The sequence below is a fragment of the Paenibacillus plantiphilus genome (genome assembly GCF_927798095.1).
GTDB lineage: Bacteria > Bacillota > Bacilli > Paenibacillales > Paenibacillaceae > Paenibacillus_Z > Paenibacillus_Z plantiphilus.
The window spans coordinates 25,791-51,762 of the sequence record NZ_CAKMMF010000016.1 but is presented as its reverse complement, the minus strand read 5'-3'; the positions used below and the strand labels follow the sequence as shown (position 1 = coordinate 51,762).

Sequence of the window (25,972 nt, the reverse complement as noted above, 5' to 3'; positions counted from 1 at the left end):
GCCATCCAGCAGCAAGTCAGCTTATTCGATTAAGGAGAGGGCCAAAAAAATGGGTATTTTTTTGAAGTATTTATTAAGGAATATAGCTGAAAAAAAGTTCCGAACACTTCTAGTTATCGTCGCTATTGCAGTTTCGGCAGGTTTGTTTTTCGCTACAAGCGCCATATCAACGACAAGCAAGGAAATGATGAAGGATCGTGTCAGGCAATTTGCAGGGAATTCTGACATTGTTATTAGACCTAACAATGATGCTGCCGTTTCAAGATATGTGGAGATGGCCCCATTAGAAAATGACAAGGACCGGTTGGAGTATGCAGTGGGTACATTGGAGGGAATGATTCTATATGCACCCAATGTAGAGGATATGAATTATATCAAAGTGATGGGAATTGACATTGAAGATCTCCATACCTATAATCCGCTGAGCATCGATCAGGAAAGAGAGCTTAACAATTTCGAAGGCAACCTAATCATTATCAGTACGTACATAGCCGAAAGATACGGTCTAGCTGTCGGAAGCATCATGGAGCTTGAAGTCTCGGATCAGAAGACAGACTTCACCGTTGCAGCCATCTCGCATCAAAAAGGCTACTTTTCCAATGAAAGTCAGGGCACGGTCGCCATCGTTCCGAAGCGTACACTTGACAAGCTTTATGATGCGAATGGAGCCATGAATGCCGTCTATATTAAATTAAAGAATTCTTCCCAGTTGGCGGAAATGTTGACTTCACTAGGGGAGGCATACCCTGATAGCGATGTTAAAGAAGCGGTGAATCAGGCAGAGCTGGCACAGTCCGTTTCAAGTGTATCGCTCCCATTCATGATTGTGTCCATACTGGCCATGTTTATGAGCGTGTTTATTGTGTATACGTCATTTAATATCATCGTCATTGAAAGGCTTCCTGTCATAGGAACCTTTAGAAGTATTGGTAGTACTAGAAAAAGAATCAATTCGCTGCTTCTATTAGAAAGTGTTTTCTTGGGATTAGCAGGCGGAATTGTTGGTTGTATGCTGGGAATCATCGCATTATATTTTATGGCATTCGTCTATTTACCCCATTTGACTAGCGGGCAGGACATCAAATTAAGCTTCACTGCGAGTCAGCTTTTATACACCGTTGTCTTTGCTATCGTACTCGCAGTAATTAGTGCAGTCATTCCTATTGTCAAAACGACGAGAATGCCGATTAAGGACATCATCCTAAACAGCTATTCTAAAGCAGGAGAGAGAAGAGGAGCAGGTGCTGTAGTCGGAGTCCTGCTGTTCGCCGCATCCTTAATCGTACCAAGACTGTTACAAACCAATCTGTTTTCTTTCATTCTGGACATCGTATGTATGGTGACTCTGTTGATTTCCTTAATTCTCATCGTTCCGATGGCTGTCAGAATATTGATTAAGCTGCTTGTAAGCACAAATTTGTTTAGTAACGAGATGTCCATTGCAATTAAAAACATTGATAACAATAAAAGCTTTTTAAACAACATCAAGCTTATTGCTGTGTCCATTGCAGGCATCTTTTTGATTTTTACCATTTCCAGTTCCATGAGCAGGGATATTGAGAACTCCTACGAGAAGTACCATGGATACGATATTAAATTGTCACACAGTCAAGCGGATACGAGCTTTGTTGAACAGCTCAATCAAGTTTCAGGTGTAGAAGGCAGTAACAACACCTTTGAAATGGAAAATGTCCAGATTTCCAACAAACAATATTATTTGAACAGAGTGTACGGAATCGGAGGGATTGACTATTTTAATTATGTGAAAGCCAATTTGAGGGACGATGATGTCAAGGCAATCAGCCAATTGAACAGCGGGAGAAACGTAGTTGTTACCGATATTTTGATGTCAAAACTCAGCCTGAACATAGGGGATCAGCTGGTTCTGGACTTTAAGGGAAAACAGGGCGAATATACGATCACGGGCTCTATTGACAGTTCGTTCAACACAGGGAACATGGTTTTCATTTCTGCAGAGAATATGAGCAATGATTCCGGCCTGAAGTATTATACCGATACCTATATCCAAACAGAGGGAGACGTCAATCAAGTATACAACGATATCAAAAGAACGTTCTTAAAGGATATATTAGTGATCAGAACGATGCAGGAGTTAAAGGACATTAATAAAGGATTCATCGGCGGCATGTTCGATATTATTATCGCCTACTCGCTGTTGGCAGTATTAATTGGTGTTGTAGGAATTGTAAATAACCTGATTGTAAGTTTTATTGAAAGGAAGAGGTTTCTTGGCATTTATCGCTCCATTGGAATGAGCAAAAGTCAACTCAAGAAAATGCTTGTCACGGAGTCGACGTTCATCGGGATTTTTGGAGTATTAATCGGCTTGATCGGCGCTGTTGCATTAATTGAAATTGTACCGTTTATGCTGAGCTTTATGTACGGCTCCATCATCATGTACTATTCAATATCAACATTTGTTGTTCTAACCGGGATGAGCATCGTAATCATGATGTTGACTTCCTTCATCCCTGTCCTGAAGTCAAACAAGTTGAGTATTATGGAAACTATTAAATATGAATAGGAGAAAACGATGAGCACATGTGTGTTGGAAATAAAAGATCTGTATAAGAGTTTTAAGATGGGCAATCAAGTTGTTGATATTTTGAAAAACGTCAGCATGAAAGTTAATAAAGGGGAATTTATTTCAATCATGGGACCGTCAGGCTCGGGTAAAAGTACACTTCTGTATTTGATGGGCGGGCTGGATAAAATCACGTCGGGTGCCATTGCGATTAATGGCAACAAGCTTTCAAGCATGAATGATTCTACAGAAAGTAAAATGAGAAGAAAAGATGTAGGGTTCATATTCCAGTTTTACAATCTGATTCCGAATTTGAATGTGGAAGAGAATATTCTACTTCCGGTTTTACTGGATGGCAAGAAAAGAAAGGATTATATAAAGAAAGTAGACCAGTTGCTGGAGATTGTGGGGTTGAGCGATCGAAGGCATCACACGCCTAGAGAACTATCAGGCGGCCAGCAGCAGAGAACTTCCATTGCAAGAGCCTTAATCAATGATCCGGACATTATTTTGGCTGATGAGCCCATAGGTAATCTTGACAGTAAGACAGGCACTGGTATTCTGGAGCTGCTGAGAGATATCAATAGAACAAAGAATAAGACCGTCATTATGGTAACCCATTCAAAAGAATCGACCGCTTATGGAAATAGGATCGTCAATTTGAAGGATGGAGAGATATGTGAGGATTCTTCCGATCTTGGCGGACTCTGTTTAGCATGATGTACGGTTGTTTAGAAGGCCATTCTTCGCGGAATGGTCTTTGCTTGAATTATGGACTCTATTTATCTATAATAGACATTATAGATCTGTAATATGCGTTAATCGTGTCGAAGGGAGGCGATGCTCATGCAATTTTCCAAGAGTACGGGGTTATGCATGGCATGCTTTTTGAAGCGGAGGGTTCGGAGGCCCATTCCTCCAACCAACCAGGCGATAAGGAATGTTTGGTCAAGAAGGTGATGTATGGCGCTGAAGAGCAGATGTATCTCAATTCACAAGAAGTAATGCATGGTTGGATTACTTCCTTGTGCATTTTTGAAAATTAATTATAGATACTAAAGATCCAGGAAGGTGATTATGATGAAGCAGTTTATCGATGTGGGGATTATTGGCGGCGGACCAGCTGGTCTGAATGCAGCTCTTGTGCTGGGCAGGGCGAGAAAAAGCGTAGTGGTCATTGATGAAGGACGTCCGCGCAATCGGGTGACTCGCGAGTCTCACGGTTTTCTTACTCGGGACGGCATTAAGCCGAGCGAATTTCGGCGCATTGCGAGGGAGCAGATTCATGCGTATCCCTCCGTCCATTTTGTGGAGGATACGGCTGTGGCGGTCACGGGAGGCGATGGTGATTTTCAAATTACGACCGCACAAGGAACGGCCTACCGGTGCAAAAAGCTGCTTTTCGCAGCAGGAATGAGGGACCTTCCTCTGAATATTAACGGGCTGGCAGATGTATATGGTACGAGCGCCTTTGTCTGTCCTTACTGCGATGGATGGGAATTAAGAGACCAGCCGCTCGTCTTGATTGTCAAGGGAGCGCGGGCGCTGCACTTAGCCAAAATGCTGACCGGATGGACCAGTCAATATACAATCTGCACCGATGGACCCGATGAATGGACCGATGAACAGCGCGAGGAACTAAGGCAACATGACGTTCCTGCATTAGATTCGCCGATCCGCCGTATCGAGTCCAATGATGGCATGGTGGAGCGGGTTGTTCTTGACGACGGCACAATCATCCCGTGCACAGGGATTTTCTTCGCGCCGAAGCTTGCTGCCGGCTCAGACTTGCCGCAAGCATTAGGCTGCGAGGTCACGGAGTCAGGAACTGTCGTCGTCGATGGCTTCGGGAAAACAAATGTGCCGGGCATCTATAGTGCCGGAGATGCGGCAACGGAGATGTATCAGGTAATTACAGCTGCCTCTATGGGCGCGTTGGCAGGTATGAGTATTAATGGCGAGCTGCTGGGAGAGGCCTGGACTAACCGGACGAAGGGTGATTCAATGGGCGGCGGGTCAACGGGCAATCCGTGAATGAAGGCGAGCCAGGGATGAACGCTGCCAGCTTGCGCATGAAATAGCAGGATTCCGGAAAATGATGCTCCAGAAAACGGAGAGTCGCTTTCGACAGCAGCTGGGCTTGGCAGTACTGAAGAACAACCCGCTGCACGAAATCATAGAATGCCTTCGTCGTTCCGAGCACTTCCGTGGCGAACTGGATTTCTGCTGGAAATCCGGGAGGCGTAAACCGCAGGTAGCCTTGCATGGCACGGTTTTTGACCATGTACGACGAGAATAACGTTGCATATTTATCCGCTTCGGCGCCAAGCGTCCGCTCTACAGGATCGAGCAAGCCTTGCAGCAGCACAGCATGGCCGACCTGATCTTCCAGCCACAAATCAAGCAATTGCGTCAGCGTCAGCGGCTTGGCAGGGATCCCCTTCATCAAGTAGGATAGCTGGCGCAAATACTCTCGATTCTCATTAATCGTGCCGTTAAAGTAAGACGGGGTCAGATTAAGGTTGACGAGATTCCATAGCCGCAAATGCTGCATATGTCCTTCAAGATTGCAATAGGCGTCCGCAAGCGGATACACACTACGGGCAAATGCTGTCATTTTCTCCGAATTTGCTTCATCATAGAGCGGGAGCGCAGCAGCTTGCCCAATCGCTGCGCGGAACCGTTCGATGAATCGTTCTGCTTCATGCCACCATCTCGTCTCCACCGGGGATAGATAATCCCGAAGAAAATGCGCGTGATCCTCCAGCACTTCGAGCCAGAACAAATGCTCCTCCCGAACCGTTATGCATCCACCTGCGGCTTGTTCCATAGATGAAAGCCCTCCCTGCAGACAAAGAATCGTTTCACCTAGTGTATGATTGCAAGGCAGTCCAATAGACGAAGGGATGACCGGATACGGGATGGCCTGATGACCAGCATTCAGGCTCTAATCCCTCTCGCCCATGCGACAAGCGGGTAGAGAAGTGTCAAGCTTTCCAGAGCCAACGCGAAGGTGGACCAGCTGCTGTTGAAGAAACTTGCCAGCTCCTCCGGATTCCTCGACATGACGATTGAGATCGCAACAACAACCGCAGCCAGCGGAGCGGTCAGAGGCTGATAATTTTTTATGGACAGCGCCTCTGAGAAAATTAGTGTGCCTATGGCGAATATTGCGCACAGCTTCACGAAAAATCCCATGAACCAGATGGAGACGATCAAGGCGTCCAGATTGTACAGGAAATCGCCGAAATGAATGAAGCCAGTCAAATCAAGCGCCGGATAGATGAGTGTGCCCGCGAGCTCCGGCCCGAAGAACAGCACAATTAGCAGAAACTCAACGATCAGAATGTAAGTTCCCAGCATGGAGCTAATCCAAAGTACTCTGGACGTTTTTTGCTTGGAGGTGAAGTGCGGAACGACATAGCACAGCATGATCAGCTCCCCGTACCAAGGGATGATCGTATAGGTTTGGGTCCACAGTGATTTCCAATTGTGAACGCGTGCAATCTCATGCCATATCGGCGTATCGAGAGCCGAAACAAAGAATAGCGGCTTCAGCAAGAAGAACAGCCCAATGAATATAAAGCAGCCCTGAGCAAATCTGAACAAGGCGGATATGCCCGACTGTGTCAACGCCACGACCACCGACATGACCAGTACCGCTACCGCAAGCGTCGGCGTCTGGCGCAAATAAGACGGCACGAAGAAATCGGTAAACTCCCGCAAAATATAAGCAGACAGATGGAGATAGAAGAAAGCCGTCAGCAGCATGATGCATGTATGAACAGGACTGCCTACAATTTTTCTGCCGTATTCGCCGAGATTCGAGTTAGGCCGCCGTAAAGCAAAGCGTATGGATAATACCGCAATCGCAGTACCGACGATTCCACCGATCAAGATGCATAACCAGCCGTCGAAGGAAGCTGCTTTCACCAACGGCCCGATCAAGAAAGCGATTGTGGTGGAGAAAATAAAAATGAAGGTCAGCGCCCCTAGCTGAAGTCCGGTTACGGTTCCGTTCGATTTCATTGCGCAAGCCCCTTCCCCCTTTAATTTTGCAGCAGCCAGCTTTGAAGGGGTTCGAATACAAGACGGATCGCGTTATTGGGATTCACCCACACCGGCGAATAATGGCAGAGCACGCTATAGACGAACGCCAGTCCGGTAACGCTGTATGCAAGACTCTTCTCCCGTCTGCCCGTCTTAAGACGGCGATGCAAGGCAGCCTGGTAATATCCGACGACCGTGAAACCGATGATCAGAATCAGCATGGCTTGGTGTCGCCTCCTCATTTAAGACTTGTTTGACCGGCTTACACCGGTGTTCCTCAGATGTATACGGACGTCAATCTCGGGCTTCACGTTCTCGACAAGATTCTCACGAAGCCGCTCCGACCATTGCCGCCAGAGGGACGGGTACTTATATTTAATGTATTCGCTCCATTGGAACACATCGGCACGGCGTCTCCGGGCTCTATCGACAGCAGCATGTATCTTCTCTTGAAGGCGCTCTTGCAGTGCCCTCTCGATCTTCCTTAAATTCGAAGGATTGCTCAGATCAAGGCTGGAATGAATGGACACCAGGTCCGCTTCCGCTGTGACAGAAATGGGGATCTCGACCTGATTGCCGCGTCTTACCGCCTTTACTTTGCGTCTGATATCGATTAATCGCGCGCTGACCAGTTCTTCATCGTCCGGCATTTGTGCTGTTACGAGCAATTCATCGACATCATTCGTTAGAACAAGAATGCCCTCTGTTTCCTCATCTGTAAACCGATCCGTTACTTTTCCATTTTTGATTAAAGCCGCTCCGCCGATCCCTGACCATGGCATCTTTTTGTTCTCGGTCAGCAGATTGTTCATTCGCAGGACGAGCTCAGGCATGTAGCCATCTCCAAGATTATTCCAATAGGCATATAACAAATCGCGTATCTGTATCGGTGGAATTCGTTTCGTATGCGTGGTCTCACGCCAGATTTCGGTCGGAAACCGTTCGAATATGGGAGCAAGCTTGGAGAGATTGCGAGCGACGCCCTTGAAATAAAACACATTGACTCGCAGCCTGAACTCCGTAGAGCGGATCAAGAAATCGAACAGGGGAGCCAGTCCGGCTCGTGCATACCGGTCGCCGATGATAATAACCGACATCTGTCCCCAAGTAACATTGCGGGGCAGATCCCGTTGGAGCTTATGGAATGCCTCTGCAACGTTCCGTCCTTTGCCGGTAACAAGCACATATGGTTTCTGACCCGGAGCGTTCGATTCCAATCCCGTCGAAATCCGGTTAGGCAGGAGAAACAACGTAGAAACCTCTGTCTCACCCTCTTTGTTCATATCGATGATCATTGTCGAGACGAACGATCTGTCGTTCAATTCTTGCTTCGACCAGCAGCCTGACAGCAGAGCTGGCATGATCGAAGCCAGGCATAGGGCCATCAGCAAACGAGCTGTCAGTTTGACGATATGCACCTTATCTGTACCTTCTTTCTTGGTGAATCCGTTATTCGCTTCTTCTCATCCAGCGGGTCCAGGGAAAGCGGCCTGCAGCATCCCTCATAAGCTTCGGTTTGAAAGGGACGAATGGCGATAAGTACGGCGTGCCGAAGGAGTCAAGAGACACCAGATGGATAGCGAGCAAGATGATGCCGATCAGCAAGCCGAGCAGACCAAACATGGCAGAGATGCACAGTAAGACAAACCGCAGGAATCGGACTGTTAGTGTAAGGGAGAAATGCGGAACGACAAAGGAGGAAATGCCCGTGAGCGCAACGATAATAAGCATCGGAGCGCTCACGATTCCTGCCTGCACCGCGGCATCCCCGATCACGATGGCTCCGACTATGGAGATCGTCTGACCGATCACCGTTGGAATGCGCTGGCCGGCCTCCCGCATAAGCTCGAACGCGACCTCCATAATATAGGCCTCTACAATAGCGGGGAAAGGAACGATGTCCCGGCTGGACGCAATAGAAATCAGCAAATTATAGGGCAGCATCTCCGGGTGAAATGTCGTAATGGCGACATAAGCGGAAGGCAGAATCAAGCTGACCGCGAAAAACAGATAGCGAAGAATACGCACCCAGCTGCTGAAAAAATACCGTTGGTAATAATCCTCTGCAGACTGCATGAATGACAGCAGCGTTGCCGGAGCAATCAGATTGCTAGGTGTGCCGTCCGTCAGCAAAGAGACCCGTCCCTCGAACAAGGCGGAAGCGACAACGTCGGGCCTTTCGGTATTCAGCATCTTAGGGAACGGGGATGACAATCGGTCATCAAGCGCTTCCTCCAGAAAGCTGCTGCCTATTACCCGTTCTGTCTGGATTGCTTGCAGCTTTTCTTTGATCGTGCAGATCAGGTCGGGACTGCACCGTCCAGCCATATATAACATCAGCACAAGCGTGCGGGATTCGCTGCCTATCGTAAATTCCTCCACTTGAAGCTTCTCGCTTTTCATGCGCTGGCGGATGAGCGACAGGTTCGTCCAAATATTCTCCACGAACGATTCCTTCGGTCCGCGGATCGTTTTCTCGTTCTCGGATATGGTGACCGCTCGTTGTGATTTCTTCTGAAAAGGAAAGAGAACGCCCTTGCTCTGGCCTGATATGCACAGCAGCGCCTGCCCGTTCAACAGCCCGTCCAAGGCCGCCTCAGGAGATTGTGTAAGCGAATAGGTCGTCGGGAAAAAGGACCGGTGGTCCAATATATCGGATAGACGCTCCTCATCCTGCCCGGGATACGGCTGCAGCAGTGGCTTCAGCACATGGGTCTGCAGCATCTCCAGATCGATGCCGCCGGTCAAATAAAAGACGGTGCAGATGAATGTTCCTTGTTCGATTGATTGGGAGACGACGTCTCGGCGTCCTTGAAGCCGATCGTTCAACCATGCTGTCAGTTCCATGTTGGGATTTCCTTTTTTGGTAGTATCTTTATCGATTGGGGTGAGAAATATTCATGCGCAGAGATTCCGCCGGGCTTCTGTCAGATGATGTTGGTTATCGTGATATGTACATCAATTCCATATATTTTTCTTGATTTTCCCATATCAATCATTTAATTTAGGTAATAACAGCGAATGGAAAGAGGTGGAAGGATGCTTCGCAATCTATACCCGATACTGGAATTTGACCCCGCAGCAAGAGCGAATAACAATCCGACTGACAATATCGAAGCAATAGATATGCCCGAGCATTGTGTCGTTTGTTTCTTTAAAGATGTAATCGATAGTTTGAAGGATCAGGGGAAGCTGCGTGTACTGGCAGAGCTTAGCTCGGAAACGGGGAGGGATCCGGTCTACGAATTCGAGTTCAACGGTCAGCGGGTAGCGCTCTTTCATCCGACATTGGGCGCCCCGAGCGCAGTAGCACTTCTGGAGGAAGTGATCGCATTAGGGGGAAGGAAGTTTATCGCTTGCGGAGGCGCAGGTGTGCTTGATGGGAGCATCGAAGTGGGGCGCATCATTATACCGACGACAGCAGTCAGAGATGAAGGGACTTCCTATCATTACCTGCCGCCAGGCAGAGAGGCTGCCGCAAGCATCGCAGGGGTCGAAGCAATTGAGCGTGTGCTGAACGCTCATCAAATTAAATATATGCTGTCCAAAACATGGACAACCGACGCTTTCTACAGATCTACCCCGGGCAAAATCGAGCTGCGCCGAGCAGAGGGATGCACCACTGTAGAGATGGAATGCTCCGCTTTTTTTGCTGCGGCGGAATTTAGAGAGGTCCTGTTTGCGCAGCTTCTATATGCTGGCGATAATATAAGCGCTGAGGAATGGGATTCAAGAAATTGGACGCAGCAAGCCTCTGTACGGGAAAAGCTGTTTTGGCTGTCTGCGGAATCGTGTATTCTTTTATAGAGAACTGGACAGGAGGGTGAAAAAGTGATGGCGAACAAGAATGAAGCATTACCGGAGCACGATTTTCCAGCAGGGATAGGCAAGCCGGCAACACGGGCGTTCATCGGGGCCGGATATTCGAGGCTCCAGCAGTTTGCGAAGGTCAGCGAGGCGGAGCTGCTGAAGCTGCATGGCGTTGGCCCCAAAGCGCTGGGTATCATTCGCCGCGAGCTAGAAGGCCAAGGGCTCTCGTTCGCGGACGGGGCGAAGAATACGAACGACTAGCACACGCCATCATGCTCCGCGAGCTGGCAGGCCAAGGGCCAATCGTTTGCGGACGGGCGAACGCCGTCAACAGAGCGCTGCTAATAAGCCGGATTAGCCCTTGGTTTCTCACAATTGTGGGAGGCCGAGGGCTCTTAGGCTGTCCCTGTAGAAGCAATCTACTGCCGGGACAGCCTCGTTTTTCTGCTTGGGATGGTATAAAATAGGGTTGTATGAGCAATATTCGGCAACAGTAATGTAAATACAGATCGCACAGGATGGAGTGACTTTGGAGTGGCATACGATTTTAACCGCATTTTGGATCGGAGAAATACGCATTCATACAAATGGGATCAGTCGGAGCGGTTGTTTGGCAGCGAGGATATATTGCCGCTGTGGGTGGCTGATATGGATTTTGAAAGTCCGCCTGCGATCAAGGAGGCGCTTGTAGCGAGAGCATCGCAAGGCAGCTACGGCTACACAATCCGCACGGAGGGCTATGTGAACGCGATCACGGGCTGGTTTGCGAGAAGACATGGCTGGGCCATCGACCCGAAGTGGCTGACCGATACACCGGGAATTGTACCGGCGCTTAGCCTTGCCGTTGAGTTGTTCAGCGAACCGAATGGACAAGTCATTCTGCAATCGCCGGTCTATTACCCGTTCTATGATGTCATTCGGATGAATGGCCGTGAAACCGCCATAAGTCCACTCGTCATAAACAATGGACGCTACGAGATGGATTATGATAATTTGGAGCAATTGATGCAGGGCGGGGCGAAGCTGATGCTGCTGTGCAGCCCGCATAATCCGGGCGGACGTGTCTGGGAGCGGGAGGAGCTGGAGCGGCTTGGCGAGCTATGCCTGAAATACGGCGTCATCGTCGTATCAGATGAAATTCACTGCGACGTCGTGCTTGCCGGGCATAAGCATATTCCCTTCGCATCGCTGTCAGAGCAAATTTCCGATCTGACGCTGACGACACTCGCCCCGACGAAAACGTTCAATCTGCCGGGCTTGCAGTCGTCGTTCGTTGCGATTTCGAATGCAGAGCTGAAACGGAAATTCGATTACCGGCTTAAGGCGCTGAGCTTGCATATGATGCACTATTTCAATATCGATGCTGTGACCGCCGCATATAACGAAGGCGGGGAATGGCTCGATGAGATGCTCGTCTACATAAAGGGCAATGTTGACTATGCAATCGAATATTTGAACGAGCATCTGCCTCAGGTTAAGCCGATGCGCCCAGACGGAACGTATTTGCTGTGGATCGACTGTCGCGGCTTAGGACTTGATATTGCGGGCTTGAAGGACCTGATGTTCAATAAGGCCAAGGTCGCCTTCAGCGAAGGCTCCGTATTCGGCACGAATGGTCAAGGGTATCTGCGTGTCAATCTTGCCTGCCCGCGCTCGATTGTGCAGGAGGCGCTGGAACGATTCTGCCGCGCTGCCAATGCCGCAACATAAGGCTGCGCTGCACTTTCGTACCGCGCGCGCAACTCTCGGCGCGCGGTGTTTTGCTGCATGACGGCGGTCGGTGTACCACCACATGCGGGTACTGGACTTTTTTCGCACTGTGCACAGCTCTTGCCAATAAATTGGAATGACCGTATACTACTAGGTACAGTCATACGAATGACTGCATAAGATCAACGTATAGAGAGGGACAGGTGTCCGAGGAATATGGAGAACTAATCTTACCCCTAACGAAACGATGAATAACGCGCAGATAGCGGTTATTTCGCAGCAGATTGTGACGCCATTCTAAGGATTGAATATAGGATGGTCAAGTTTCTTCTGCAATGTTTCTGGAGTGAGATTACGAGTTCTTCCTATTGGATCGGTGGACACTTGGCCCTCTTTTTTGTGCTGGACTCGTAGTCTTCTTCAGATCGATTCTTTACTTCGAACTGAGGAGGCTTGGCAATGATGATGATACCCTGCATGATCGCAGAAGGATTGCAAGTATATATCGGAGATCGGCTGCTGTTCGAGCAGACCGAACGGTGGCAGGTAGGCGCGGGAGACCGGGTCGGCATTGTAGGAGCGAACGGAGCGGGCAAATCAACGCTTCTGGCAGTGCTAGCCGGAAGGCTGGAGCCTGACCGTGGCAGTGTGAATCGTCGGGGCTCCTTTACAGAGATGCTGCAATTGACTGGCGGACGCGGCGATGCTGCAGTCATCGGATTGAATTCGGATGAAGCAGCTATGACCGCGCAAAGCGAGCTTGAGATGGATAAACGGTGGCGGGCCAATGAGCCGCTTGGCAGTAAGGAGCTGGCTACCAGCAGCGGAGGAGAGATTACACGAGGGCGAATTGCCGCATTATTCGGGAGCGGGGCTGAGCTGATTATTGCAGATGAGCCGACCAGCCATCTTGACCAGGTAGGCATTATCCGGCTCCAGCAGGCATTCAAAGCTTATAATGGAGCGGTTGTTTTCGTTTCCCATGATCGGGATCTGCTGGACGCGGTATGCACCTCCATTCTGGAGATTGATGAAGGGAAGCTTACGGTCTATCAGGGAGGCTACAAGGACTATCAGGAGCAGAAGGCGGCTGAGATTGCCAGAAGGCAATTCGAATATGAGCAATATGCGGCAGAGAAAGCAAGACTTCAGCAGTCGCTCTTCGAGCTTAAGCAGAACGCCAGATCGAGAAAGCTGAATCCCGAGCATATGAGTCCGATGGAGGCCAAATGGGGACAGGATGCCCGTGGCACGAAGCAGGCCAAGCTCGACAAGTTCGGGCAGTCGATTCAGAAGCGCATCGACAGGCTGGAGGTGAAGGAGAAGCCGCGCAAGGCTGAGATTCCGCTATTCGATGCCCATGCGCATGAGCCCTGTCGAAGCAAGCATATTATAAGGCTCGAAGCTGTGAGTGCTGCCTGCGGGGAGCGAAGGCTGTTCCATGATATTCGTATCGGGATTAAACCAGGCATGAGGGTGGCAATTGTCGGAGCCAATGGCTCCGGCAAGACGACTCTGCTCAGAATGATGATGGAGGGGGCAGCCGGAGTTGCGAAATCGCCAAGCTGCAGAGCAGGCTATTTCCGACAGGATCTGCAGCTCTTCGATGATTCGCGTTCTGTGCTGGACAATGTGCGGGCTGCTTCGAACTATGAGCTGTCCCACATCCGAACGGTTCTGGCGAGAACCTTGTTCAAGGGTGAGGATGCCCTTAAGCGAGTCGCAGATATTAGCGGCGGCGAACGGGTTAAAGCAGCGCTTGCGATGCTGTTTCTTGGATCTTATAATACGTTGCTGCTGGATGAGCCAACGAATTATTTGGATGTTTTTGCCCGGGAACGGCTGGAAGAGGCATTGAACGCATATCCTGGCACGATTGTATTTGCCTCGCATGATCGAAGGCTGATCAGAACGGTCGCTACGCATATTTTGCAGCTTGAACAGGGACGCTGGCTGTGGACAGAGGCGGGGGCCTTCGAGGGCAGGCGGGATATGTCCTCCGCCTCTGCGGGCAAAGGGGATAGTAGAGCCCATGTCGCCTCCAATCATGAGCTTGCGAGCAAGCGGCTGGTGCTGGAATATGAGCTTGCAGAGGTTGTTTCCCGCTTATCCATACGCAAGGCGGATGACGACATTGAAGAGCTGGATAAGAGGTACCGGCAGCTGCTGGCGGAATTGAGAGGTCTGAAAAAATAGATAAGACAAATGACGGTCCAGACATGCTTGTATGCATGTTTTGGACCGTCATTTTTAATGCTGGCTGCCCCCGAAGTTAAGAGATGGGGCTTAGAGCATAGCCTGTGGCCGCCCGCTGTCATTCAGCGGAACCCCGCGCGAATTGCGTGCGGCGCGCAACGATCCTAGCCAGCCTATCCTATTGTGAGCGCAGCGACTGCTCGTGGTTGAAGATTTCGTCCTGCAGGAAGCGGGTAATGGCTGCGGGATGAGGTGAAACCAATCGGGCGTATCTGAGCATTCCCTCCATCTCATTGCTGAAAGGATTTCCCTCTGCGATGACAAAGGTCGGGTAAGCAGATATGTGAAACTCGGACACGAAGGTTCTGACAACATCGAGAGTCGTATAGTAGGAGGCGCTAATATTCCCGATGTTGTAAAAAGAGTTCACTTGAACCACAAGTGTTTCCTCGTCCTCATCATCCTCTTCATGCTCCAACATCATCATTGCGCAACCCTTTCCTTATCAGTAGTCTTATGCAGAAGTAATTGGAGTGGGCGATTGGGCCTGTTCCATAGGAATTGTGCAAGCGCACGGAAGATACCCGTTGATCAATCAATGGCTTCTCCGACTGATGTGCTTATCCGGTCGCAGTGGCCTTTGATTTCTAAGGCTAATCTGGCGTTGCAGCTCATCTTGGTTTGTGACGGCTTTAATTATACAGCGCATTAATCTATTATGGCATCAATATTTTTGCGGCTTAATGAATGGCTTGTGTCAACGTTTTCTCACAATTACAGCTTGCTATAGCTCTAAGGAGTCATGTCCAAACGGTACGGTTTGCGCAAAAATAGGAGGGGAGCGGTAGAGCAGGATACGCTTAAATTTGCGGCAAGGGGACGATATCAAATGAAGCATCGATGGTTGGGATGGATCTTATTCTTATGCGTGATCGGCAGCTTGGTTGGCTGTGGAAATGACCAAGCCACCAAGGGGCGCACGACTGACGGGGCCGAGCTTACTGTACCGCCTGTTTATAAACAAAACTGCCTATCATGCCATGGAAGCGAGCTTCAAGGCAGGGTAGGGCCGAATTTGCAAACGGTAGGCGGTCGCCTAACCGAGGAGCAGCTCTCCCAAATCATTCGGGAGGGGAAGGGCGGCATGCCTGGTTTTGAGAATCGATTGGATACGGAAGAGATCGGGACATTATCCGCATGGCTGGCTGCTCAGAAGTAGCTGAGTCAAGGGGAACGTGCAAGAGAGCGCAGCATAGCGATTCTGCCCACAGGAAACTAAGCGTCGGCGCTACTGCTCTGCAAGCAGCGCGCCGATATCACTTAGAATTTGCTCATTGTCCATCTCTTCGCCCATTCGATATATATTGCGGACGCGGTGCTCGCTATCGATGAGCAGCAGCGAGGTGACGGAATGAGCGTATAAGCCATCGTCCATCCGTTGAATGGAAAACCCGTATTTTTTGGCCAGATCGATTACAGGAGCTTCGTCATCACTTCGCAATAACGTCCATCCAGAACGGTCGATGCCCATGCGCTGGGCATATTGATTCAACACGTCCGGCGTATCATTCAACGGATCAAAGCTTACGGAAACAAAGCTGACTTTGTCGCCGAACCAGCCTTTCTCCTTCAAAGTTGATTGGAGCCTTGCCATGTTAGCAGTAGTTGCCGGACATATATCGGGACAGCGGGTGAAAATAAACGACATGAGACGAACTTTCCCATCGAATTGGTCTTGTGTGACTAGGTTACCTTCCAGATCGGGCAGAGAGAACGAAGGCGAATTCATTACTACGGGAAGGCCCTTATCCTTGAAAAATAGATCATACAGCACATAGGCGCTTACGCATAGTGCGAACAGGAGAGCAATGCCGATCCAACGCCGGTTAGCGGCGCTTTGAGCTTTTGTCATGGTTATATCTCACCTCTCTGGCGCGGAATCGCTTCATTGTACATAACTTCCTGCCGCATTTCTATGACTACATAGGGCTATTCAAGGTCAGCCGACTGCTTGATTGGGCATTGTCAGCATGGTCGAGGCGGTATATCCGGGCGGCGGGTAATTTGTTGCCAGTTTGTCAAAATAAATGGCTCAATTGAGTGCCATATAGCCCGATAGAGTCATGGGACGAAGTGGACTCCATTGATATAATGGGTTCGTTTACAAGCTGACAGAGGGGTGGTGACGAAATGATGCGAGCAATCAGGGCCGTAGTGGCAGCAGCCGCGCTTTTCAGCATGCTGACTGCATGCTCGGGCGAGCAGCCACCGATGGACCCGGCAGCGATTGATGCAACGTTATCGACCGAGCCCGCGCCAGCCATGGCGGGAAGTCCGGTCGAGCTGAGGGCTGCTTTTACAGGAGCTTCATTCTCGGACAAGGTTAGCGTCACATTCGATGTTCGTTTGGGTGATCGGCCGGAGCTTTTTGACGCTTCCAATGAAGGGGATGGGCTGTTTAACGGCAAGTTCACGTTCCCGGAGAAGGGGGTTTACGATGTGTATCTTCACTTGTACGTAGATGATCTTCATATCACGAAAAAGAAGCAGGTGGAAGTGCAATGATTGGCGGCGTTTGCCGGTGGATCGCGGCGGTCGTCTTGCTCGCGGGATTGTGCTTAGGGCTAGGCCCAGTATCAATCACAGCGGCCGAATTGGCCGATGAGCTGCAGGAGCTTGTCGATCGGGCGCTGCCGGGCGATACGATTCAACTGGAACCGGGCATATACGAAGGACCGTTGACGATCAGCAAGGGGATCATTCTGAAGGCTGCGCGCGCGGGAACGGTGACGCTGCTGAACAGGAGTCAGGAGCCGGCGCTAAAGATCGAAGCCAGCGGGGTACTTGTTGCCGGTCTGCATATTATCGATGAAGCTGTGAAGGAATCACCGTCGGTCCTCGTTACGAGCGGTGGGGTCAGGCTGGAAGGGCTGCTGATCCGAACCGGTTCGGATGGAATCGTGATGCGGAATGCCGATGAAGGGGAAGTGAGCGGCACAACCATCGAGTGGGGGGCGGCAGATGTCCGCATGGCCGACAAGGGCAATGGGATTGACCTCTACAACTCGCATAGCGTCCGATTGAACGGCAACGCGATCCGCGATGTGCATGACGGAATTTACTTGGAGAACAGCGACGACACGACGGTCACTGGCAACCGGATTGAGCGTTCCCGATACGGGGTTCACTGCATGTACACCCGAGGGACCTTAATTAGGGATAATGAGGGGCTTCTGAACGTGACCGGGGCGATGGTGATGGCGGTCAGAGATGTGGAAATAAGCACAAACACTTTCATGAAGCAAAATGAGAATGTCAATTCGCAAGGCATTCTGCTGTACGATGCGCACGATACTTTGGTAGCAGGCAACACAGTCGAAGGCAATCGTGTAGGGCTGTACGTGGAATTATCAACGGGCAACCGGATCGAGAGCAATGCAATCAGCTACAACTTTATCGGCATTCAACTGCTGGAATCCAACGACAATCGGGTTTCGAACAATCGGTTTCAGGGAAATGTAGCGGATGCCCAGGCCAGAAGCAGCGCAGACAACGATTTGAACGGCAATTATTGGGACACATTCCAGGGCATTGATGCGGACGGGGACGGAAGAAGCGATATCGGTTATGCGATCAATCCGTTTTTCCAGAGCTTGACCGGGAAACGTCCGGCGTTCCAGCTGTTCTTCCAATCGCCCGGCATGATGTTTCTGGAAGGGCTGTATCAGTCGGAGCGCCAGTCGTGGACGACGGATAGAGCACCGTTGATGGCTCCGCCGCATTTGGCGGAACATGTCGGGGAGAGGGGGCAGTCTGGCAGCGCAACCGGACTTGCCGGACTGCTGCTGTTAGGCGGCGCGGGCGCGATGATATTAATGACAAGGAGAAGAAGCATATGAACAAAATAAGGAACGGGCTGCTTGCAGCATTGCTGCTGCTGTCGATGACGCTGCTTGCCGCTTGCGGCGAGGAAAATTACGAGCCGCAGGCAATTAATGAGGAGACGGATATTTGCGTCATTTGCAAAATGGCTGTGAAGGATAATCAATACGCCACACAAATTGTTACGAAAGATGGTCAGGCGCTGAAATTCGACGATATCGGCTGCTTGAACGAATGGAAGAAGGAGAATGGCAACGATACGATAGGAGCCGCGTTCGTCCGGGACTATCACAGCAAGCAATGGCTTAAGTACGAGAAAGCCTACTATGCCTATGATTCATCGTACAAAACGCCAATGGCTTACGGCATTGTTTCATTCGAGAAGGAAGCCGACGCGCAAGCGTTTATTGACAAGCAAGGCGCTGGCAAGCTTATGACCGCGCAGGAGCTGGACGGCCATTCCTGGGAAGTGAACCGCGACATGATGGATATGGGAGGCATGGACGGCCATTCCCATGGAGCGGAAGGCGACTATGGTGATGACAAGTCCGGGAATGGAGCAGGAGACGATCATGATGACGGCAAGTCGGGGAATGGAGCAGAAGGTGGTCATGGTGACGGGAAATCTGGGCATGGAGCGGAAGGCGAACAGGGTGACGACAAGTCGGGACATGGAGCGGAAGGCGGTCATGGTGACGACAAGTCTGGGCAAGGAGCGGAAGGCGAACAGGGTGACGACAAGTCGGGGAATGGAGCGGTAGGCGGTCATAGCGACGACAAGTCCGGTCATGGAGCAGAAGGCGGTCATAGCGATAGCGACGGCGAATCCGGCCATTCCTCCGATGGCGGCGGCTCCGAGGGGCATTCATCGTGAGTTCAAGCTTTCATGTGGCTGTAAGAGAGGTGAAAATTGGATTTCGCAATCCGTGGGCCTATTCTTTCATGGCCCTTTTTGCTCTATTCATGCTGAGCCTGCTCCTCATTAACGCTCAAGGGTACGCGACAGGCTACTCCGGTGTAACTGGGACGATGCTGAATCTCGTTCTGTACCTGCTGCCGCTGATGACCTTGACGCTGGGCTCCTTCTCATTAACGGGTGACAAGGAGGATGGCAATTGGGAGCTGCTATCAACCTATCCGCTGGGTACATGGGCGTTTCTGCTAGGCAAATATATCGGACTGGCGGTCGTGCTGCTGGTGATCGTCGCGCTGGGCTTTGGTTTGACCGGGCTGGCCGGCTGGATTGCTGGAGGAGGCTTTGACTTCCCGACATATGCGAAGCTGCTGGCCTTTTCCGTTTGCTTGGCGCTGCTGTTCCTCGCTGTTTCCATGGTGGCAGGCGCATTGTCCCGGAATCGCTGGCAAGCGTTGACGGTTGCGGTGGCGGTCTGGTTTTTCACAATTATCGCCTGGCCTCCCGTCCTGATTGCCTCGCTTGGAATGATGCCCTATCTATGGATCAAGCCGGTCTTGACCGCGCTGACCTTCCTGAATCCCGCAGAGCTTACCCGTTTGTTCACAGTGGTAAAGCTGGGAGGAGGCTCTATGCTGGGGCCGGAGTATTATGATTGGATACTATGGATTCGCAAGCCGTCTGGCACACCGGCATTTCTGTTGGTTGCGGCTTTATGGACCAGCATTGCCTTGGGTATAGCCCATATGCTGTGGGAAAGGGGGAGAAGACGTGTCTGAATCGTTCGTCCGGTTTGAACGTGTTCACAAAGCGATTAAGGGACAGACCATCATCGGGGAAGTCAGCCTGCATGCAGGGAGAGGAGCGGTTATTGCGCTGTGCGGCGGGAACGGGGCCGGCAAAAGCACCCTGCTGCGCATGCTGGTCGGCATTCTGCAGCCTACACGGGGGGATATAACAATCGACGGCCTGCGTTGGAGGGACAACCGCAAGCGTTACGCGGGCCTGATCGGATACATGCCTGACGATTACCGCTTCAGCGCCGGTCTGACCGCCATGGAGACGATGACGTTCTGGGCCAAGCTCAAGGGACTTGAAAAAGTTCGGGCGATCGAAGCTTTGGCCGAGGTCGGGCTGGAGCATACCGGTCCGAAACCCGTCGCTTCCTTCTCTAAAGGGATGCAGCAGCGGGTGCTGTTTGCACAAGCGCTGCTTGCACGGCCGCCGCTCATCGTTATGGACGAGCCGACCAACGGCCTCGATCCTTACTGGATTGAGACGTTTATGCAGCTCGTCCGCAACGCAGCGGCGGACGGGCAAACGGTATTCTTTTCAACCCATCAGCTTCACATAGCGGAGGCGCTAGCCGACCAGATCGTCTTTCTGCAAGGCGGTCATATTGTGCTGGATGGCGCGGGGGGAGACATTCGTCAGCATCTTGACGGAGCGGGCTTGTCGAATGCTTTTTTGGAGCTGCCCGGCATTCCGGAAGCTGCTGTCCGAAGGAGTTAGTATGGGGAGAGGCGCGCTGCAGAGCAGAGCTTCGCACCACCGCGCGCAACTCCCAACGCGCGATGCGAAGCTGCATGACTGCGGTCGGTCGACCACGCCTCTCCAACGCATTCATTCTTAATGGTGATGCCCTCCGTCTCCGCTGTCTGGAGCAGAATCTTCGGAGGATGCTTGCTCTTCCAGCATGGCCAGATGATTCACAGCTTCCTCGCCAATGGCGAAGCGTTTGGAGGGCATAACCTCGTAATTTGTTGAAGAGACGCGGCACCGGACCACATATATTCCTCCGACGTCCAGCGTTGGGCTGGCGGTGTACACGCCTGCGCCGTCCAGCTTGCCGGGAATCGTGATGCTGTTCTCGCGCTGTCCTTCCGGCCAGATTTCGAATGCAGCGCTATCGGCGGCAGCTTCGAAGGGCTCGCCGTTCTGGTGGACAATCATCGTAAACGTGCCCTCTGTTCCGGCTTGCAACTGCTCCGGTATTTGCAAGTCGACGGTCAGATGGGGAAGCAATCCCCTTTCATCTGTTGAGTTGACATTGGCTGTGCATCCGCTCAGCAGGGCGTTCAGCAATATAGCGATAAGCGCTCTCGCGGCATTTCGTTTCGTAATAGGCATCATCTCATTATTCTCCTCCTAAACTGAAAACCAATGTTTGAGCGGCCGTATTCTGCGAATAACGAGCCACTCCAGCAGCAGAACAAATATGATGGATAATCCGACCAGAGGCATTAGCGCGCCGAAAATGAGCATGATCGCCAAGACGCCGATAGTGGCCCGTTTGTCCTTCGGCTTGCCGGGGGCGCCAAGCTTGCCGTCCGGCTTGCGCTTGCGCCACATGACATAGGAGCTGACGGCAATGAGAATCAGCCCCATGCAGGCAGCAAGGCCAAGCAATTGATTGGCAAGGCCGAACAGCCGCCCTTCATGCAGAGCGATGCCTAACGTGATCATTTTAGCCATTATGCCATAATCAGCGAATCGAACGTCGGTAAGCACGGCGCCGCTGTATTGGTCAATGTGCAGGGTGGCACTGTTCCCCGGCCTCACATGCGCGGTCGAGATCGTATACACGCCGGTTTCGCCCCGCGGCATTGAGATCGTATACGGCAGCTTCACGTTCTGTTTGTCGGCGATACCGACGATATCTTGAATGCCGAGAGTCAGGTAGCTGCCTGCCATCGATTGGGGAACCGGTATGTTCTCCGCCGCCCAAGGCAGATCATCCGCGACATCCTTGGCGACTGTGACGGATTCCGGCTTAGCCATGAAGGCGAGAGCATAAGGCGGATAGTTCGAATTCGTGGCATTCGCCAGCCGATCGATCTGTCCGCCCATCACGCCGGACCAGGGCAGGCCGGTAGCGATCAGAATGAGAATGAAGATCGACAGCCAGAAGGCGGGGACGGCATGGAGGTCGCGCGAGAACTGGCGGCTTCCGCGATTGCCGAGCCGTGGCAGGATCGTGCCCCAGATCGCTGATTTGCTGCGCGGCCACCATAAATATAGGCCGGTTACGATCAGAATAACACCCCAGCAGGCGGCCAGCTCTACGAGGCGGTTCGCCCATGTGCCGCCGACAACCAGCTCGCTGTGCATCTTCTTGAAGAAGGCGGCGAAGGTTTTGTCACTGTTCAACATGCCGGTGATGTTGCCGGTATACGGGTCGGCATACATCGTTGTTGAGGTGCCGTTCCGGCTGGCAGCCATCTTGATAGTTGCATCGGGTTGGTCTGGTAATGTGATCGAGGAAATCGTCGTTCCCGGATACGCGCGTACGGTTTTGGCAATCAGCTCGTCGGTTGTAAGCGAGGCAGCGCCAACCTCGCTTACGCTCAGCATATCCTTGTACAAATAGCCTTCAATCTGCGGCTTGAACAAGTACACCGAACCGCTGAAGGCGAGAATGACGAGCAATGGCGCAAACAAAACGCCAGCGTAAAAATGCCACCTCCATACAGATTGATAAAGAGCGGGGAATAAGCGGGAGCCCGGAGATTTGCCGGATTCAGGGGCGGGAGGGGCTAGCTTTTCAACAGGCATTGCATTCATGGGTTCGACTCCTTAGCATCATCTGATCATTGCACGACTGTTATTATAAATTCAGCAGGGTCCAAAAACATATGACTCTTAGGAGTTAGTGAACCAGGTAGATATGGCAAATTTGTGAGCGATGGGTGATGACATATGAAAAATGTAATGCGTTCGCCATGGATGCAAGGTGTTCTGATCCTCATGCTTGTCGTCGGGATTGGTTATGCTGTTGTGCAAGCGATGACGGAACAGCGCGTATCCGTTTCGGTCGGAGATCCGGCACCGGATTTTACGCTGCGCGATATGAGCGGGCAAGAGGTTAGGCTGGCGGATTACAAGGGGAAAGGGGTGCTTCTGAATCTATGGGCGTCCTGGTGCAATCCATGCGTGAATGAGCTGCCTCTGCTGAACGAGGCCTATAAGCTGAGGAATGTTGAAATGGTTGCGGTCAACTTGGGGGAAGACGAGGAAACCGTGCGGAAGTTCGCAGACCGGTATGAGCTGGAATTCCCGATTCTGCTTGATGTTAAGGGCGAGATGATGGAGCAATACCGCGCGGTTGGCCTGCCGCTTACGGTGCTGATTGATGAGCGCGGCAACATTATGGAGAGGCATGAGGGAGAACTGAGCGAGATGTCAGATATTTTTCGACTGATGGAACGAATCGATGTTGACTAAACGTGGTCGGCTGCTGCTGGGTGGAGGTTTTGCAAGCATCCTCGCCCTATTCTGTTTTCTGGTTCCGGTTTCTTCTGGGCCGCCAGATGATCTGAGAATTATTCTGGATCATACGTTCGAGGTATACATCGCACCGCCTTGCTTCGAGCAATCGAGCGCAAGTAATTATTTGACCGAAACAACATGGAAGAACGCCAAGGAGAAGGGCTATCAGCCGGAATCGACGTGTACGTTGAAGCTGATGCAGCCAGCTGCACAAACCTTGTGGAGCAAAATGCAGGAAAGCTTGGGCATCATCCCGAGCTCATGGCCTTGGTAAAAGCAGAGCGGCTACGGCTGCGGTGGCGGGAACGGGGAAACGGCGGAAAACGTGGCACAGGAGCGGGGTAGTTCCGGCTCGGAGCTCGGGCAGCAATTAGGATTCGAAAGGTGGAGGTACAGGATGTCGCGATTTCGTGTATTGATTGTGGACGATAGTGATGATGCCAGAGAAGGCATTCGCATGATTCTGGACGATGATCCTGTCTTTGAGGTGGTGGCGGAAGGAAGAAGCGGGGAGGAAGCCATTGCCTTGACCGAGCGGTGGATGCCTGATTTGATACTGATGGATATTCAGATGCCCGGAATGGACGGACTGGAGGCGACGAAACGGCTGAAGGACAAGTATCCTTATGTGAAGGTTGTGATGGTCACAGTTTCGGGCGATATTGCGCATTTATTCGATGCACTGAAGAAAGGTGCGCAAGGATACTTGTTGAAGAACTTGAAGCCAGAATCGTGGCATGAATATTTAAAGGCGATTGCCGTAGACGAAGCGCCGATGACACGCGAATTGGCCTTCCGCATTCTGAAGGAGTTCTCGCAGTTTGACAACGGCACGGACCAGTGTAGCCCGCTCACGAATCGGGAGCGGGAGATTTTGGAGCTTGTAGCCAAGGGGATGTCTAATAAGGACATATCGAATACGCTGGATATTTCGGAGCATACAGTGAAGAACCACCTGAAAAATATTCTTCAGAAGCTGCATTTGGAAAATAGAGTGCAATTGGCTCGTTATGCTTATGAGAAGGGGTGGATGGGAAATAGATAACGGAACCAGCGTAAGCCAGCCAAGTCGACGGCGGAGTGCGGCTTGTCCATGACGGAGATCAAACAGGCCACATTGGATACTGCAACTCCAACTGAACGCTACCAATTCGCACACAACTGCAATAATACAGTTTCTGATCAAAAACAATCCTATATTAGCTGGGTTTACTACAAAAATACACCAAGTATCACCAGTATCCAGCGTATGCGGTGCTTTCCTGCTTTTTTGATGTACATTTGCAGGTAAGTCGCTTGAAATGGTCACCTTTAGCGATGTTAACTGTATTTTTGCAGTAACGCAGTAACGGAGATGGTAGCAAACGGCTAATGCTGCACATCCGTTGTCATTATCTCTCGATTAGCATAGCTGGCGAACAAATATCCTCTAATCATCAGGAAATCCGGGTACAACAGTGATCGGAAAAGCATCCGCGTGTTTGTTCAGCATTGTTCAGCAAGAATAAGCTGTGCGTGGCAAGCTGGAAGGATGATCCTCCGTTCCCTTGACCGCTTCTTAAGCCCTCTTTATTTAGAAAAATCAAATAACTCATAATTCGCATTGACATACTCGGATAAACGATATAACCTTATCAATAAGCAATATAATAGATCAAGGGAAGCGATAGCTAATGAGGCATCCCGTTCCATTGATCAGCTACCGTACCAACGGAGGCAGTCTTCTATATTTTAGAGGAGTGCCTTTTTATTTTATTTGGAGAAGGAGAGTAATGGCAAATGACACAATCACTGCGCAACCTGCTCGAACACCTGGAAGGACTTCAATACGATGAGGAGGCAAGCGCAAGCAGACAGCCTGACTATCCCGTTCATCCGCTCATTCTGAACCGTTGGTCCCCTCGATCCTATGCAGTGAATAAGCCGGTTAGCGACGAGGTGCTGTTCACGGTATTGGAAGCGGCGAGATGGGCGCCGTCTGGCGGCAACCAGCAGCCTTGGCGGTTCTATGTAGCTCGCTTGCCGGAAGAGCATGCGGCCTTCCAAAGCTTCATTCGCCCGCGCAACCAGCTGTGGACGGTGAACGCGCCTGTCCTTATTCTGATCGGCTCGGTTACAGTAAGAGAAAGCGGGGAGCCGCTGAATACACATGCCTTCGATACGGGCGCCGCTTGGGCTGCTATCGCCTATCAAGCGAATCTTCTCGGCCTGTCTACACGGGCTGTGGGCGGCTTTGATCAAGCCGCTGCCCGCGAGCTGCTCCAAGTGTCGGAGCAAATCCAGCTTCATGCTGTTATTGCGCTGGGCTATCGCGGGGACAAGGAAACGCTCGACCCTGAGTTTCATGAGCAGGAGAAGCCCAACAGCCGACGTCCGCTGGCGGACAGCATTCTTCCTATTGTGCCGAAGGTCTAATCGCGTCGCGGACAGCAGCTGGGATCGAAGAGCCGCACGAGGTTTGACCGCCGATGTGTGACTGAGCACCGCGTACCGTGATGGCACCGCACGCCGGGAGGCGCGCGTGGTGCAGAAAAATTATTTTGCTTATCGACCGTTTATATCGGAGATGCGCTTCTATACGAGGTGCGTCTCTTTTT

At 51.2% G+C, this 25,972-nt stretch carries 27 protein-coding genes; 18 read left to right on the top strand and 9 right to left on the bottom strand.

Annotated elements, in window-relative coordinates; genetic code table 11:
• Positions 1–49: 49 nt before the first annotated feature.
• The 4 genes from L6H65_RS14945 to L6H65_RS14930 all read left to right on the top strand — a co-directional run bounded on the left by L6H65_RS14945 (position 50) and on the right by L6H65_RS14930 (position 4,579).
• Positions 50–2,545, top strand: a complete 2,496-nt coding sequence (locus tag L6H65_RS14945; RefSeq protein WP_236343403.1) for an ABC transporter permease — start codon at positions 50–52, stop codon at positions 2,543–2,545.
• Positions 2,546–2,602: 57 nt separating this feature from the next.
• The gene (locus L6H65_RS14940; RefSeq protein ID WP_236343402.1) at positions 2,603–3,265 is read left to right on the top strand and encodes an ABC transporter ATP-binding protein; all 663 of its coding nucleotides are present in this window, start codon (positions 2,603–2,605) and stop codon (positions 3,263–3,265) included.
• Positions 3,266–3,417: 152 nt separating this feature from the next.
• A complete protein-coding gene (locus L6H65_RS14935; protein ID WP_236343401.1) occupies positions 3,418–3,591 on the top strand; it encodes a hypothetical protein in 174 nt (57 codons plus the stop codon).
• Positions 3,592–3,625: 34 nt separating this feature from the next.
• A complete protein-coding gene (locus L6H65_RS14930; protein WP_236343465.1) occupies positions 3,626–4,579 on the top strand; it encodes an NAD(P)/FAD-dependent oxidoreductase in 954 nt (317 codons plus the stop codon).
• Here the strand turns inward: L6H65_RS14930 and L6H65_RS14925 are convergent.
• From L6H65_RS14925 to L6H65_RS14905, 5 genes are all read right to left on the bottom strand, one after another.
• Positions 4,527–5,375, bottom strand: coding sequence for a DUF2935 domain-containing protein (locus L6H65_RS14925; protein WP_236343400.1), 849 nt, complete (start codon positions 5,373–5,375; stop codon positions 4,527–4,529). The two genes, L6H65_RS14930 and L6H65_RS14925, sit on opposite strands and share 53 nt — an antisense overlap.
• A 110-nt stretch (positions 5,376–5,485) precedes the next feature.
• A complete protein-coding gene (locus tag L6H65_RS14920; RefSeq protein WP_236343399.1) occupies positions 5,486–6,574 on the bottom strand; it encodes a GerAB/ArcD/ProY family transporter in 1,089 nt (362 codons plus the stop codon).
• A gap of 20 nt (positions 6,575–6,594) precedes the next feature.
• Complete coding sequence (locus tag L6H65_RS14915) at positions 6,595–6,816, bottom strand: hypothetical protein (protein WP_236343398.1); 222 nt, start codon at positions 6,814–6,816, stop codon at positions 6,595–6,597.
• Between the two features lie 21 nt (positions 6,817–6,837).
• Positions 6,838–8,013, bottom strand: a complete 1,176-nt coding sequence (locus L6H65_RS14910; RefSeq protein ID WP_236343397.1) for a Ger(x)C family spore germination protein — start codon at positions 8,011–8,013, stop codon at positions 6,838–6,840.
• Positions 8,014–8,044: 31 nt separating this feature from the next.
• Positions 8,045–9,442, bottom strand: a complete 1,398-nt coding sequence (locus L6H65_RS14905) for a spore germination protein (RefSeq protein ID WP_236343396.1) — start codon at positions 9,440–9,442, stop codon at positions 8,045–8,047.
• A gap of 192 nt (positions 9,443–9,634) precedes the next feature.
• On the opposite strand from L6H65_RS14905, the gene L6H65_RS14900 reads away from it, so the two are divergent.
• The 4 genes from L6H65_RS14900 (at position 9,635) to abc-f (ending at position 14,311) form a co-directional block, all read left to right on the top strand.
• Positions 9,635–10,402 carry a nucleoside phosphorylase gene (locus L6H65_RS14900; RefSeq protein ID WP_236343395.1) on the top strand — a complete coding sequence of 256 codons (768 nt, stop codon included), beginning with the start codon at positions 9,635–9,637 and terminating at the stop codon, positions 10,400–10,402.
• Between the two features lie 27 nt (positions 10,403–10,429).
• Positions 10,430–10,666, top strand: a complete 237-nt coding sequence (locus tag L6H65_RS14895) for a helix-hairpin-helix domain-containing protein (RefSeq protein ID WP_236343464.1) — start codon at positions 10,430–10,432, stop codon at positions 10,664–10,666.
• A gap of 273 nt (positions 10,667–10,939) precedes the next feature.
• Positions 10,940–12,115 (top strand): MalY/PatB family protein, encoded by a 1,176-nt coding sequence (locus L6H65_RS14890; RefSeq protein ID WP_236343394.1) that lies wholly within the window; start codon positions 10,940–10,942, stop codon positions 12,113–12,115.
• Positions 12,116–12,574: 459 nt separating this feature from the next.
• Positions 12,575–14,311, top strand: a complete 1,737-nt coding sequence (abc-f, locus tag L6H65_RS14885; RefSeq protein ID WP_236343393.1) for a ribosomal protection-like ABC-F family protein — start codon at positions 12,575–12,577, stop codon at positions 14,309–14,311.
• A 178-nt stretch (positions 14,312–14,489) separates the two neighbouring features.
• Here abc-f and L6H65_RS14880 read toward each other — a convergent pair whose 3' ends face one another.
• Entirely contained in the window at positions 14,490–14,798 is a 309-nt protein-coding gene (locus tag L6H65_RS14880; protein WP_236343392.1) for a hypothetical protein, read from the bottom strand.
• Positions 14,799–15,113: 315 nt separating this feature from the next.
• On the opposite strand from L6H65_RS14880, the gene L6H65_RS14875 reads away from it, so the two are divergent.
• The gene (locus L6H65_RS14875) at positions 15,114–15,530 is read left to right on the top strand and encodes a c-type cytochrome (RefSeq protein ID WP_236343391.1); all 417 of its coding nucleotides are present in this window, start codon (positions 15,114–15,116) and stop codon (positions 15,528–15,530) included.
• A 69-nt stretch (positions 15,531–15,599) separates the two neighbouring features.
• Here the strand turns inward: L6H65_RS14875 and L6H65_RS14870 are convergent, their stop codons facing one another.
• Positions 15,600–16,223 carry an SCO family protein gene (locus L6H65_RS14870; protein WP_236343390.1) on the bottom strand — a complete coding sequence of 208 codons (624 nt, stop codon included), beginning with the start codon at positions 16,221–16,223 and terminating at the stop codon, positions 15,600–15,602.
• Positions 16,224–16,501: 278 nt separating this feature from the next.
• Between L6H65_RS14870 and L6H65_RS14865 the strand changes: the two genes are divergently transcribed.
• Genes L6H65_RS14865 through L6H65_RS14845 form a run of 5 tightly spaced genes read left to right on the top strand, consistent with a single transcriptional unit; the run spans position 16,502 to position 20,618 of the window.
• Positions 16,502–16,876, top strand: a complete 375-nt coding sequence (locus tag L6H65_RS14865; RefSeq protein ID WP_236343389.1) for a hypothetical protein — start codon at positions 16,502–16,504, stop codon at positions 16,874–16,876.
• Complete coding sequence (locus L6H65_RS14860; protein WP_236343388.1) at positions 16,873–18,210, top strand: right-handed parallel beta-helix repeat-containing protein; 1,338 nt, start codon at positions 16,873–16,875, stop codon at positions 18,208–18,210. The genes L6H65_RS14865 and L6H65_RS14860 overlap by 4 nt, the downstream gene beginning before the upstream one ends.
• Positions 18,207–19,067 (top strand): nitrous oxide reductase accessory protein NosL, encoded by an 861-nt coding sequence (locus tag L6H65_RS26715; protein WP_307728349.1) that lies wholly within the window; start codon positions 18,207–18,209, stop codon positions 19,065–19,067. The genes L6H65_RS14860 and L6H65_RS26715 overlap by 4 nt, the downstream gene beginning before the upstream one ends.
• A complete protein-coding gene (locus tag L6H65_RS14850; RefSeq protein WP_371877700.1) occupies positions 19,064–19,885 on the top strand; it encodes an ABC transporter permease in 822 nt (273 codons plus the stop codon). The genes L6H65_RS26715 and L6H65_RS14850 overlap by 4 nt, the downstream gene beginning before the upstream one ends.
• Positions 19,878–20,618 carry an ABC transporter ATP-binding protein gene (locus L6H65_RS14845; protein WP_236343387.1) on the top strand — a complete coding sequence of 247 codons (741 nt, stop codon included), beginning with the start codon at positions 19,878–19,880 and terminating at the stop codon, positions 20,616–20,618. The genes L6H65_RS14850 and L6H65_RS14845 overlap by 8 nt, the downstream gene beginning before the upstream one ends.
• Positions 20,619–20,735: 117 nt before the next feature.
• Here the strand turns inward: L6H65_RS14845 and L6H65_RS14840 are convergent, their stop codons facing one another.
• Both L6H65_RS14840 and L6H65_RS14835 read right to left on the bottom strand, forming a co-directional pair.
• Positions 20,736–21,239 (bottom strand): FixH family protein, encoded by a 504-nt coding sequence (locus tag L6H65_RS14840; RefSeq protein ID WP_236343386.1) that lies wholly within the window; start codon positions 21,237–21,239, stop codon positions 20,736–20,738.
• A gap of 15 nt (positions 21,240–21,254) precedes the next feature.
• On the bottom strand, positions 21,255–22,670 hold the full coding sequence (locus L6H65_RS14835) for a PepSY-associated TM helix domain-containing protein (protein ID WP_236343385.1): 1,416 nt from the start codon (positions 22,668–22,670) through the stop codon (positions 21,255–21,257).
• Between the two features lie 135 nt (positions 22,671–22,805).
• Here L6H65_RS14835 and L6H65_RS14830 point away from each other — a divergent pair, with 135 nt between their 5' ends.
• The 4 genes from L6H65_RS14830 to L6H65_RS14815 all read left to right on the top strand — a co-directional run bounded on the left by L6H65_RS14830 (position 22,806) and on the right by L6H65_RS14815 (position 25,790).
• The gene (locus L6H65_RS14830; RefSeq protein ID WP_236343384.1) at positions 22,806–23,330 is read left to right on the top strand and encodes a redoxin domain-containing protein; all 525 of its coding nucleotides are present in this window, start codon (positions 22,806–22,808) and stop codon (positions 23,328–23,330) included.
• Positions 23,320–23,649 (top strand): hypothetical protein, encoded by a 330-nt coding sequence (locus L6H65_RS14825; protein ID WP_236343383.1) that lies wholly within the window; start codon positions 23,320–23,322, stop codon positions 23,647–23,649. Before L6H65_RS14830 ends, L6H65_RS14825 begins: the two co-directional genes overlap by 11 nt.
• A 123-nt stretch (positions 23,650–23,772) precedes the next feature.
• Positions 23,773–24,420, top strand: a complete 648-nt coding sequence (locus L6H65_RS14820; protein WP_236343382.1) for a response regulator — start codon at positions 23,773–23,775, stop codon at positions 24,418–24,420.
• Between the two features lie 734 nt (positions 24,421–25,154).
• On the top strand, positions 25,155–25,790 hold the full coding sequence (locus L6H65_RS14815; protein ID WP_236343381.1) for a nitroreductase family protein: 636 nt from the start codon (positions 25,155–25,157) through the stop codon (positions 25,788–25,790).
• Positions 25,791–25,972 lie beyond the last annotated feature (182 nt).